The following is a 12087-nucleotide window of genomic DNA, read 5'->3' on the forward strand; positions in this document are numbered from 1 at the left end:
GACGAAATCGCGAAAATACAGATCCGCAACGAAGCCTGGAACGCCGATGCACCTTTGACTTGAATTCGAGTCGCTAAACCCGATCGCTGATTCGTCAGCGACCGCACCACAATAGAACCCGACCCCAAGGCGCACAAGCCGGCGGATTCTGGCGTAGCTGTAGGCAAAGGCGCAAGAATTTGTAGCCTTGAAGGCGTGTCTGAAGGTGTCTTTTAAACACCTGAGTTAAAAAGCGATTTGCGCTGACTTCACTGGCCCCTTCGTGAGCAAGCTCACTCCCACATTTGGAATGAGTTTTCCTGTAGGAGTGAGCCTGCTCGCGAAGGGGCCATCCAGGTCAGCAAAAAAATCTCGGTCAAGCCCCGCTGTTTAAATCACTGGTTAAATAAATCCGTCCCCTTTGTGCTCAAGAATTTGTAGCCTCGAAGGCGTGTCTGGAGGTGTCTTTTAAACACTCCAGTTTAAAAGGCGAAAAGTCGGGCGAAGATCTGGGACGTAAATAAATGCGTCCCTTTTTCCCCTTTAAGGCCCTCCTATTAAGGGGAGTAAGTTGTTTTAATTTTTGAATGGCTCAATCCGGATATTGTCAAGCCAAATGGTGTCCCTGTATTTGGTAGGGCTTACGAACTGAGTAGATATAATAAAATAAGTAAACCATTGCTCTTCCGGTAGCTTGAAGTTCCCTAGTTGGGCGTAGAAAGTTTGTACTGTGCCTTTCTCATTGTAAAGGGTGATTTCGTTGTTCGGTGTTTGATTATCTATGAGTACGAAGTTGATGCTGTTTGCTCTATAATTTTTTAAATCTATTCTTGTTATGTCCGAAGTGACTAGGGCTTTGTTCTTATTTTGTAGGTCGTAAGCTACTCCGCAAGTTCTACCATTTGGGTATACGTTGTCACCCCTCATATTGATGATCATCATAGAACCTAAATCGTAGGATTCGCCTACTCGCAATTCTTTAGTCCCTATATTTGTAAAGTCTTCAAATATAGGGGCGATGGCCGCAGTCACGGTCAGCGACCTGACCGCCGACTCGGCACCTGTGCCATACAACGCCTTGGCCTTGAAGCTGTGTGCGGCCTCGCTCAGGCCTGTAACCGGAAGTTCCCATATGCCCGTTACGAGATCGGCAATCGATTTACCTTTCGAGGTTGTACCGTCGAATACTTCGATTTGCTGACCCTTGGCAGCGACCCCGGACAGCGTTACGGCGGTTTCTACCGTGGTGCCATTCTGCGGAATTTCATTGCCGCTGATTGTGCCTATAACAGAGTCAATGGTCGGGACAATATCTTCTGTCACCGTCAAATTACGCACATTCGAATACAACGGATTACTCGGATAACAGGCCTCGGCGTACAGCCGCCGCGCGCCGAGTGGCACGGTAATCGGAAGTTCCCAGATACCTGTCGTTCCGTTGGCGGTCGCGGTTCCCCTTGTGGCCGAGCCGGAACCGGTGCCGTCACGGATATTGATCTGCTGACCCAGGCTCGCGGTTCCTTTAAGTGTCAGCTCGGTACTGACCGTCGTTGTGCCTTCCAGCACTTCCACATTGCTGGCGTCCCATACATTGCTCAGCGTTGGCACAACTACGGCCGTGACGATCAACGTTCTGGCAGCCGAGGAGGCCCCCGAACCGTATAACGCCCTGGCGGTAAAACTGTGCGGCGCGACGCTCAGGCCGGTGACGGCCAATGTCCAGATCCCGGTTGCTGAATCGGCGGTCGGTTCACCTTTGGACGTTGTGCCGTCAAGCACGCTGACTTTCTGGCCTTTGGCGGCACTACCGGTCAAGGTCACGGCCGTTTCGACGATGATTGCGCCCTCGATAACTTCATCACCGCTGGGCGATCCAGTGACCAAAGTGATGCTCGGCGTCACATCTTCGATGGCCCTGATCGTATAAACCTTCACCGGCGCATCAATCGCCTCAGCCTCCTCACGACTCAACGTCAACGCCGCTTTGAAATGCAATTCCAGCCGACTGCCATCCGCCAGGTCCTTGATGGCGTTGTACGCCAGCGTATGTGTGTATTGACCGCTGTTGAACCAGTTTTGATTAACGTAGGAAGACGGCCACGGCCATACCACGTGATGGAAGGCATCGCCGTTATTCTTCGTACCTTTGAGGTTCAGTCCTACCCGATGATTGGCGGCTATAAACGCCCAGACGCCAGCGAGAATCGTTGCGCCCAACGTCACCTTCGTCAGATCCAGCACCGTGCCATCGGCTTGTTCAATGCTGATTTTGTCCAGCTCTGTCGCAGGCAGCGGCGTGACGCTGACGGTCAAAGGCAAAGATGGAGTTGTCTGGCCTGCCGTGACTTCGTAGCTGAGTGTGAAGGTTTTGGTTTCATTGCCGATGTTGGCTGCGATGGCTGTGGCGGGAATCAGGAACTCGACGCTGCCGCTGGCAACGCCTTGTTTGGCCGGGATGTCCGGTGAGCCGACGCCGGGCGTGCCCGCCATGGTCAGTTTGATATTGTGTTTTTCATTCATGCCGGTGTAGGCCACGATCACGCGGGCACCCGCTTGGGCGTCGAGTGGCGCCAGGGTCACACTGGCACCATTGCCTGTGGCTTCCGGCATCTCTGGCAATGGCAAGGGGTTTTCCAGCGCCACCCCGACACTGAACTCCAACGGCTCGGCATAACTCGTCCCACCGGCCGCACGCTTGATTTCGTACCTGGCGATCACCGTCCCGCCTTCATTGCCCTTGATCTCCTCGGCCGGGATGGTGAACGGTACTTGCTTACCTGCAGTGAATTCGTTCAGCTTGATCGAATCGGGGTATTCGCCGGTGATCGAGCCGATCCAGAACATGAAGACTTCATCGCCTTTGACCGTTTCGGTGTACGGCACGGTCAGGGTTGTGCCGGCGGTGTCGGCTGGCAGAACCCCGTCGACCACGCCAGCCACCACCGGTTCAGGCAGTTCCAGGCGCGGTTCGCCGACTTGCAGGATGTCGGTGTGGATCGACTCGCGAATGGCGCGGGTAGCCTCGAACGGGTTCAGTGTGGCGAGCACTGCGTCGGCGATCAGTTGCTGGTAGTAGAACTCCGCCGTGCCACCGTTGACCGGGGCCAGGTGTTTGCCGTCGATGCTGTACGCCAGCGGTGCCTCCGCGATGATGTCGTTGCGTGTGATGAGGCGCGCCGGCAGAACAGGCAGGTACGGCTTCAGACCGGGGGTGGTGCCCAGCATGATTGGCTGGAGAACCTGTCCTTCGGCAAAGGATTTGTCGAAGGGGATCTCGAGACGCACCTGGGCCAGCGTCGGGTCCAGCGCCCCGGAGTCCTCGTCCAGCATGATTGGCGCGGCCAGCCGCTGGACTTCGCCGATGGCGCGGATGAATTGGCTTTTGGATTTCAGATCTTTGGAACCGTCGGCTTTTTTCAGGCGGTATGACAAGGTGATCTGCGACTTGGCCAACTGTCGCAGCACGGCGTTGGGGGCCTTGATTTCAATAATGCTCGGCACGCTGGTCAACGCCGCGCCTTCTACTTCCAGATCAATCGGCGCACCTTCGACCGGCGTGCCCTTGATCTTGATGAACGGGATGTCACCGATTTTGAAGTTGGTCGTGTCTGTGGCGATAATTTGCACGGTGCCGTCAGCGTCACCCAGTTGGTCGACATCCAGCACGTTGTTCAGCGTTTCCTTGAGCAACGGCGCGATCAGCCGGGTCGCATCAACGGCCACTACCACACGCTGTTCGGGGCTCCAGTCCTCGGAACGGTTGAAGACCTTGTCGTACACCTCGAACACCACGGCTACGCCGGGAAACTCTGCATCACCGGCGTCGGTGATGAAGTCTTTTTCGATTTTCACGATGATCGGCGTCTTGCCTTCGGCCTGTTCCTGAGTCAGCGGTTCACTGAGCACGAAGATCCCGCCCCAACTCACGCGACAAATATCGCCGGCTGCGGCGTAGGGATAGGGGGGTGTGCCGTCGGCCTTGCCAATGCTGATCTTCACGCCTTTTTCCGCAATCTCCTTGTCGATGCCACCGTCAAGAATGTCTTGGGGAATGATCATGATCAGCTTGGAATGCCCGCCGTCACCGTTGTTATCGTGCCCGCCGGGGCGCGTGAGCTTGACCAGCACCTGCATGACTTCAGACGGTTGATCCGTGCCGCCCAACGGCTTGACGACATAGGACACCGCGAACTGACCATCGACCATGTGCCGGGAAGGCACGAACATGCGCAGTTGCGTGTCGACCTCGTCCTTGAGGACGGTCTTGCCCCCCGCGTCCAGCCCGGTGCCCCAAAAGATCGTCAACCTGTCGCCACTCGCCATATTCCCCCATGGGCCGGCCTGGCACTGCAGGCCATGCAGGGGAAAGTTGCCCAGCGCGGCGGCGATGTTGATGCCCCAGACATCGGGATCCGTCGACACCGGGTCCTTGCTGCGACCCGGGATGCCGAGTTCCGCGAGTAGCAGGGGTTTGTTTGGGCTGGCCATGGCAACGACTCCGGTCGTGAAGGTGACGGAGTGATTGAACGGCTAAAAGCGAGATTGCGCACCTGTCAGATCTGACAGGTGGCGACGAGTGGTCATTGGCGCGAGACTGAAAAGCCAAAGATCGCAAAAGCGGAAAGCGTGGTCTGGCCTGTTTAGCCCGGCAACTCCAGATTATCCATCACCCGATTCACCGCCAGCTCCCCGAGCATGATCAATTGCGCAATCCCCAGCAGCGTCCTGCGCTGCGACGCCGGTATCAGATGGCCGAAGTCATGGGCGATGGTTCTGGCTGAGGCGAGTGTTTCGCTGGCGTCGGCCAGCAGTTCTTCATTTTTGAAGTCGGTGGTGACTGCGTACATTCGGCGGGTTTTGCGTGGCGGTGGGGTGGAGCCGGGTGGGCAGAGGTAGTGATCGAGGGCGCGCTCGGCGGCGTCGTTGAGTTTTTTTGAATCGAGGGATTCGTAGGGGGAGGTGGGGTCGGTTTCGGGTGGGTTGGGTGTTGGTTTGATCATGGTGAAGCTCCTGGAGTCGTTGGAGCTGCCAGCGTTCGCTGCGAGACGAATGAGGGTGGCAGCTATACGCGGGTCGCAGACCGGGACTCTAGAACCGGCAGACCCGAAGGTCTCCCACGTACAGCCGCCATAAGCAAAGCGGATGTTGTGCGTCCAGAGATCGACGGGCTGCGAGACCCGATCGCTGATTCGTCAGCGACCAATTCACAATAGAACCCGACCCCAAGGCGCACAAGCCGGAGGATTCTGGCTTGGCTGTAGGCAATGGCGCAAGGATTTGTAGCCTTGAAGGCGTGTCCTGAAGTGTCTTTTAAACACCAGAGTTTAATAGGCACTTTGTGCTGACTTCACTGGCCCCTTCGCGAGCAGGCTCGCTCCCACATTTGGATTGCATTCCACTCCAATATTTGGAATGCATTTCCCCTGTGGGAGCGAGCCTGCTCGCGAAGGGGGCATCCCGGTCAGCAGAAAATCCACGGTCAAAACCCCTCTGTTTAAATTCCAGGCAAAAGTTGGAAAGCTTCTTGCAGTACCCGCCGTGAGCCCGCTCTGGGCGTCAAAAGTTTGCTTTAAAGGAACGGGGAAAACCGGTGGATCGCTCTCAGTTATTCAACACTGCTCGCACGAATGTTGCCGACCTCAGTCGAGGCAATCTGGGCGTGCCGTTGTTGCTGCTGGTTATGTTGGCAATGATGATGTTGCCGATTCCGCCGTTCCTGCTCGACGTGTTTTTCACCTTCAACATCGCGCTGTCGATCGTCGTCCTGCTGGTCTGCGTGTATGCGCTGCGGCCGCTGGATTTCGCCGTGTTCCCGACGATTCTGCTGGTCGCGACGTTATTGCGGCTGGCGTTGAACGTGGCCTCGACGCGGGTGGTGATGCTCCACGGTCAGGACGGCCACGCCGCTGCCGGTAAGGTGATTCAGGCCTTCGGTGAGGTGGTGATCGGCGGTAACTACGTGGTCGGTATCGTGGTCTTCGCGATCCTGATGATCATCAACTTTGTCGTGGTGACCAAAGGTGCCGGGCGGATTTCCGAGGTGAGCGCGCGTTTCACCCTCGATGCGATGCCCGGCAAACAAATGGCGATCGACGCCGACCTCAACGCCGGTCTGATCGACCAGAACCAGGCCAAGGCACGCCGTCAGGAAGTCGCCCAAGAGGCCGAGTTCTACGGTTCGATGGACGGTGCCAGTAAGTTCGTCCGTGGTGACGCCATCGCTGGCCTGCTGATTCTGTTCATCAACCTCATCGGCGGCATGGCCGTCGGTATCTTCCAGCACAACATGAGCTTCGGCGATGCGGGCAAGGTTTACGCCTTGCTGACCATCGGTGACGGTTTAGTGGCGCAATTGCCATCACTGTTGTTATCGACAGCGGCAGCGATCATGGTGACCCGTGCTTCCGGTTCGGAAGACATGGGCAAACAGATCAATCGCCAGATGTTCGCCTCGCCGAAAGCGCTGGCAGTGGCGGCCGGTCTGATGGCGGTCATGGGTCTAGTGCCGGGCATGCCGCACTTCTCGTTCCTGACCATGGCCGCGCTGGCTGCGGGCGGCGCGTACCTGTTCTGGAAGAAGCAGAACGTGGCCAAGGTCGTAGCGCTGGAAGAGGTCAAGCGCCAGCAGGAACTGCTGCCGTCGCCGGCTCGCGCCATGGAAACCAAGGAGCTGGGCTGGGACGACGTGACGCCAATCGACATGATCGGTCTGGAAGTCGGTTATCGCCTGATCCCGCTGGTGGATCGCAACCAGGGCGGGCAGTTGCTGGCGCGGATCAAGGGTGTGCGCAAGAAACTCTCGCAGGATCTGGGCTTCCTCATGCCGACCGTGCACATCCGCGACAACCTCGATCTGGCGCCAAGCGCCTATCGCCTGACCCTGATGGGGGTGATCCTCGCCGAAGCGGAGATCTATCCGGATCGCGAACTGGCGATCAACCCGGGCCAGGTCTACGGCACGCTCAACGGTATCAACGCCAAAGATCCGGCTTTCGGCCTGGAAGCGGTGTGGATCGAAATCAGCCAGCGTGCCCAGGCACAATCGCTCGGTTACACCGTGGTCGACGCCAGCACCGTGGTTGCGACGCACTTGAACCAGATTCTGTACAAGCACTCCAGTGAGCTGATCGGCCACGAAGAAGTGCAGCAACTCATGCAATTGCTGGCCAAAAGCTCGCCGAAACTGGCAGAAGAGCTGGTGCCGGGCGTGGTCACGTTGTCGCAGTTGCTCAAAGTGCTGCAAGCGCTGCTCGCTGAACACGTACCGGTGCGCGATATCCGCAGCATTGCCGAAGCCATCGCCAACAACGCCGCGAAGAGTCAAGATACCGCCGCGCTGGTGGCTGCTGTGCGGGTCGGCGTATCGCGCGCCATCGTCCAAAGCATTGTAGGCACTGAGTCGGAGCTGCCTGTGATCACCTTGGAACCAAGGTTGGAACAAATATTGCTCAATAGTCTGCAGAAGGCAGGACAAGGCTCGGAAGAGGGCGTTCTGCTGGAGCCAAGCATGGCCGAGAAGCTGCAGCGTTCGCTCATCGAAGCGGCGCAGCGTCAGGAAATGCAAGGTCAGCCGGTGATCCTGTTGGTCGCTGGCCCGATCCGCGCGATGCTCTCGCGCTTTGGCCGCCTCGCAGTCCCTGGGCTGCATGTGCTGGCCTACCAGGAAATACCGGACAACAAGCAAGTGACCATCGTTGCGACAGTAGGGCCCAACGGCTGAGGTAGTGGTTTATGCAAGTTAAGCGTTTCTTTGCCGCCGATATGCGTCAGGCCATGAAGCTGGTTCGTGATGAGCTGGGCGCTGATGCCGCCATCATTGGCAACCGCCGCATTGCTGGCGGTGTCGAGCTGACGGCGGCACTGGATTACAAATTGTCGGCGCTGGCGCCACGGGTTCCGAACATGGAACTCGAAGACGAGCTGCGCAAGACCCAGTCGCGCATCGTCACCGCCCAGGCCGAACTGAGCCTGCGTGGCGAAGCCGACGGCAACAGCAATCGCCAGATCTTCGCCGGGCTGCCGTTGACCGCTGGCCTGCCGCTGACTGCCGCTGAACCGCTGAGCGAGCCGACTTACGCCGCACCAGCGCGCCCGGCTCCGGCCCCTGCGCAGTCCTCCGGCGGTGTTGATCCGCGTGCACTGGATTCGATGCGTTTCGAATTGAACAGCCTGCGCGAGCTGATGGAAGTTCAGCTCGGCACCCTGGCCTGGAATCAGCTGCAAGGCAGCCGTCCGGCGCAAGCCAACCTGTATCGTCGTCTGCAACGCATCGGCCTGTCCGGCCCGTTGTCGCGCGATCTGCTGGCGATGATCACCGATATCGAAGAACCCCGTCAGGCCTGGCGCATGTTGCTCGCGCACCTGGCGCGGATGATTGCCGTGCCGGAAGTCGAGCCACTGGAAGAGGGCGGTGTGATCGCCATGGTCGGCCCTGCCGGCATGGGCAAGACCACGACTCTCGCCAAGCTTGCCGCGCGTTATGTGCTGAAATACGGCGCGCAGAATGTCGCGCTGGTGAGCATGGACAGCTTCCGCATCGGCGCTCAGGAACAACTGAAGACACTGGGGCGGATTCTCAATGTGCCAGTGACCCACGTCGATCCGGGCCAGTCGCTGGTGCAGGCACTGGATCCACTGCTACGCAAACGCGTGGTATTGATCGATACTGCCGGCCTGCAAGCCAGCGATCCGGCGCTGCGCATGCAGCTCGAAAGTCTGGCCGGGCGTGGCATCCGTTCAAAAAATTATCTGGTCTTGGCAACCACCAGCCAGAAACAGGTTCTAACCGCCGCTTATCACAGTTACAAGCGTTGCGGGCTTGCCGGCTGCATCCTGACTAAACTGGATGAAACGGCCAGCCTTGGCGAAGTGTTGAGCCTGGCGATCAGTCATGAATTGCCGGTCGCGTACCTGACCGATGGCCCACGGATTCCGGATGATTTGCATCTGCCGCGCCGTCATCAATTGGTCAGCCGCGCCGTCAGCGTGCAAATGCAGGAAGAACCCAGCGAAGAAGCCATGGCTGACATGTTCGCTGATATCTATCACAGCCCGACCAAGCAGGTAGGCTGAGGTATTCATGAACAGTTTTTGTACCTACATCGATGGTCTGCCATGCATTGTTCCGGTTGTGAACGCGCAGCCAGTAATGTGGCCTCCGTCTATGCAAGACAAGGTAAAGAAATAACATGGGCAGCATGCATCCCGTACAGGTGATCGCGGTGACCGGCGGCAAAGGTGGCGTCGGCAAGACTAACGTGTCAGTGAACTTGTCTCTGGCGCTGGCAGAGCTTGGCCGTCGGGTCATGCTGCTGGACGCCGATCTGGGACTGGCGAACGTCGACGTTTTGTTGGGTCTGACCCCTAAACGCACATTGGCCGACGTGATCGAAGGCCGCTGCGAATTGCGCGACGTGCTGTTGCAAGGCCCCGGTGGCATTCGCATCGTCCCGGCCGCGTCCGGCACGCAGAGCATGGTGCACCTGAGCCCGGCGCAACATGCCGGTCTGATTCAGGCGTTCAGCGACATCGGCGACAATCTCGACGTACTGGTGATCGACACCGCTGCGGGTATTGGTGACTCGGTAGTCAGTTTCGTACGCGCAGCGCAAGAAGTGTTGCTGGTGGTCTGCGACGAGCCGACCTCGATCACCGACGCCTACGCGCTGATCAAATTGCTCAACCGCGATTACGGCATGAACCGCTTCCGCGTCCTCGCCAACATGGCGCAGAGCCCGCAGGAAGGGCGCAACCTGTTCGCCAAGTTGACCAAGGTCACGGATCGCTTCCTTGACGTGGCCCTACAATACGTCGGCGCCGTGCCTTACGACGAAAGCGTGCGTAAAGCGGTGCAGAAGCAGCGTGCGGTGTACGAAGCCTTCCCGCGTTCCAAGTGCGCACTGGCGTTCAAGGCGATCGCGCAGAAGGTCGACACCTGGCCGCTGCCCGCCAATCCGCGTGGCCACCTTGAGTTTTTCGTCGAGCGCCTCGTGCAGCAAACGGCAGGGCCCGTGCTATGACCGCAAGCGGTATGAACTACTACAAGAAGTCGGCACGTGACGCGCAGTACGAACTGATCGAGCGTTACGCGCCCCTGGTCAAACGCATTGCCTACCACTTGCTGGCACGCTTGCCGGCGAGTGTGCAGGTCGAAGACCTGATCCAGGCCGGGATGATCGGCCTGCTCGAAGTCTCGACCAAATATGACGCCAGCAAAGGCGCCAGTTTCGAAACGTACGCGGGCATTCGAATCCGCGGCGCGATGCTCGACGAAGTGCGCAAAGGGGACTGGGCGCCACGCTCGGTTCACCGCAATACCCGTATGGTCAGCGACGCAATTCGCTCAATTGAAGCTAAAACCGGCCGTGACGCTAAAGATCACGAGGTTGCGGCCGAACTCCAATTGAGTCTCGACGATTACTACGGGATTTTGAATGACACCTTGGGCAGCCGCCTGTTCAGTTTCGACGACCTGCTGCAGGACGGCGAACACGAAGGGCTGCACGAGGATGGCGCGAGTGCTCATCTTGAGCCGTCACGCGATCTGGAAGATGAACGTTTCCAGGCTGCGTTGGCGGACGCGATTGCCAATTTGCCGGAGCGTGAGCGACTGGTGTTGGCGCTGTACTACGACGAAGAGCTGAACCTCAAGGAGATCGGTGAAGTCCTTGGCGTCAGTGAATCGCGGGTCAGCCAGTTACACAGCCAGTGCGCGGCCCGTTTGCGGGGGCGTTTGGGGGAGTGGCGAGCGCGCTGAAGGCAGTGTGGGGACACTGCGAACGAGGCTGGTGCGGTGGTGAACGGCACCGGTCTTGCTCTGTTGTGCTCCAGACAGTCTTCGAGTGCTGCGCCGATTGATTGAAGTGGCGCGTCCAGGTGCTGGGCGCGTTTAAGACTGCTTGGAGGTCGAATTGAACAAAGACATGAAAATCCTCATCGTTGATGACTTCTCAACGATGCGGCGGATCATCAAGAACCTGCTGCGTGATCTTGGGTTCACCAACACCGTCGAGGCTGACGATGGCGTCACTGCCATTCCAGTGCTCAACAGCGGCAGCATCGACTTTCTGGTAACGGACTGGAACATGCCGGGCATGACCGGTATCGACCTGCTGCGCCACGTACGTGCCGATGAAAAACTCAAGCACTTGCCGGTGTTGATGGTGACGGCTGAAGCCAAGCGCGAGCAGATCATTGAAGCCGCTCAGGCCGGTGTAAACGGCTACGTAGTCAAACCTTTCACGGCTCAGGCGTTGAAAGACAAAATCGAGAAGATTTTCGAACGCATCGGCTGATGAACGCGCGGGGGAGCTATGGAGCATAACGAATCTTCACAGGGCGATTTCGAGTCGACCCTGAAAAAACACGCGGTCGAACTGGTCGAGAGCCTTGAAAAGGGCAGGTTCGGCGACGCTGTGCAACTGATCCATGAGCTCAATCAGACCCGTGACCGTGGCCTGTATCAGGAAGTCGGCAAGCTCACACGTGAACTGCACAGTGCGATCGTCAACTTCCAGATCGACCCGAACATGCCACAGGCCGAGGAAGTGTCGCAAATCACCGACGCCACCGAACGCCTGGGCTATGTGGTCAAGCTGACAGAAGCCGCGGCCAACCGCACCATGGATCTGGTGGAGAGCGCCACGCCGGTGGTCAACAGTCTGGCTGATGAAGCGCAGACGTTGAGCGCCGATTGGGGTCGCTTCATGCGTCGCGAGGTCGGGGCTGAAGAGTTCCGTGAACTGGCGCGCCGGGTCGACGGTTTTCTGTCGCGCAGCAGCACGGACAACCGTGCGGTGTCGAGCAATCTCAACGACATCCTGCTGGCCCAGGATTACCAGGACCTGACCGGTCAGGTGATCAAGCGTGTGACCCAGCTGGTCACCGAAGTCGAAAGCAATTTGCTCAAACTCGTGCTCATGGCCAGTCAGGTTGACCGCTTTGCGGGCATCGAACATGACCGCGCCGCGATGCTTGCAGAAAAAGATCCACAAAAACATCTCTCGCAGGGTGAAGGTCCGCAGATTCATGCCGATAAACGAGAAGACGTTGTGTCCGGTCAGGACGATGTGGACGATTTGTTATCCAGCCTTGGATTCTAGTGTTTTG

At 58.1% G+C, this 12087-nt stretch carries 8 protein-coding genes; 6 read left to right on the forward strand and 2 right to left on the reverse strand.

The annotated features are described in order from the left end of the window. Window positions 1–555 precede the first annotated feature (555 nt). Both CCX46_RS08145 and CCX46_RS08150 read right to left on the reverse strand, forming a co-directional pair. A complete protein-coding gene (locus tag CCX46_RS08145; RefSeq protein WP_127926324.1) occupies window positions 556–4467 on the reverse strand; it encodes an Ig-like domain repeat protein in 3912 nt (1303 codons plus the stop codon). 152 nt (window positions 4468–4619) lie between these two features. Beyond that, window positions 4620–4979, reverse strand: coding sequence for a DUF6124 family protein (locus CCX46_RS08150; RefSeq protein ID WP_127926325.1), 360 nt, complete (start codon window positions 4977–4979; stop codon window positions 4620–4622). 590 nt (window positions 4980–5569) lie between these two features. Here CCX46_RS08150 and flhA point away from each other — a divergent pair. The 6 genes from flhA (at window position 5570) to CCX46_RS08180 (ending at window position 12080) form a co-directional block, all read left to right on the forward strand. Next, complete coding sequence (flhA, locus tag CCX46_RS08155) at window positions 5570–7699, forward strand: flagellar biosynthesis protein FlhA (RefSeq protein ID WP_127926326.1); 2130 nt, start codon at window positions 5570–5572, stop codon at window positions 7697–7699. 11 nt (window positions 7700–7710) lie between these two features. Further along, entirely contained in the window at window positions 7711–9051 is a 1341-nt protein-coding gene (gene flhF, locus CCX46_RS08160; protein WP_008077677.1) for a flagellar biosynthesis protein FlhF, read from the forward strand. A gap of 116 nt (window positions 9052–9167) precedes the next feature. Next, on the forward strand, window positions 9168–9998 hold the full coding sequence (fleN, locus tag CCX46_RS08165) for a flagellar synthesis regulator FleN (protein WP_003222917.1): 831 nt from the start codon (window positions 9168–9170) through the stop codon (window positions 9996–9998). After that, window positions 9995–10735, forward strand: a complete 741-nt coding sequence (gene fliA / locus CCX46_RS08170) for an RNA polymerase sigma factor FliA (RefSeq protein WP_007920004.1) — start codon at window positions 9995–9997, stop codon at window positions 10733–10735. The genes fleN and fliA overlap by 4 nt, the downstream gene beginning before the upstream one ends. Window positions 10736–10901: 166 nt before the next feature. Continuing rightward, window positions 10902–11273, forward strand: a complete 372-nt coding sequence (locus CCX46_RS08175; protein ID WP_161986607.1) for a chemotaxis response regulator CheY — start codon at window positions 10902–10904, stop codon at window positions 11271–11273. 18 nt (window positions 11274–11291) lie between these two features. Continuing rightward, window positions 11292–12080 (forward strand): protein phosphatase CheZ, encoded by a 789-nt coding sequence (locus tag CCX46_RS08180; protein WP_007920000.1) that lies wholly within the window; start codon window positions 11292–11294, stop codon window positions 12078–12080. Window positions 12081–12087 lie beyond the last annotated feature (7 nt).

Origin of the sequence: Pseudomonas sp. RU47 (genome assembly GCF_004011755.1) — a bacterium.
Lineage (GTDB): Bacteria > Pseudomonadota > Gammaproteobacteria > Pseudomonadales > Pseudomonadaceae > Aquipseudomonas.

Coding starts and splice junctions, on each gene's coding strand:
- fleN (WP_003222917.1), top strand. CDS start 9,168: ATGGGCAGCATGCATCCCGTACAGGTGATCGCGGTGACCGGCGGCAAA.
- CCX46_RS08145 (WP_127926324.1), bottom strand. CDS start 4,467: ATGGCCAGCCCAAACAAACCCCTGCTACTCGCGGAACTCGGCATCCCG.
- fliA (WP_007920004.1), top strand. CDS start 9,995: ATGACCGCAAGCGGTATGAACTACTACAAGAAGTCGGCACGTGACGCG.
- flhF (WP_008077677.1), top strand. CDS start 7,711: ATGCAAGTTAAGCGTTTCTTTGCCGCCGATATGCGTCAGGCCATGAAG.
- CCX46_RS08150 (WP_127926325.1), bottom strand. CDS start 4,979: ATGATCAAACCAACACCCAACCCACCCGAAACCGACCCCACCTCCCCC.
- CCX46_RS08180 (WP_007920000.1), top strand. CDS start 11,292: ATGGAGCATAACGAATCTTCACAGGGCGATTTCGAGTCGACCCTGAAA.
- CCX46_RS08175 (WP_161986607.1), top strand. CDS start 10,902: ATGAAAATCCTCATCGTTGATGACTTCTCAACGATGCGGCGGATCATC.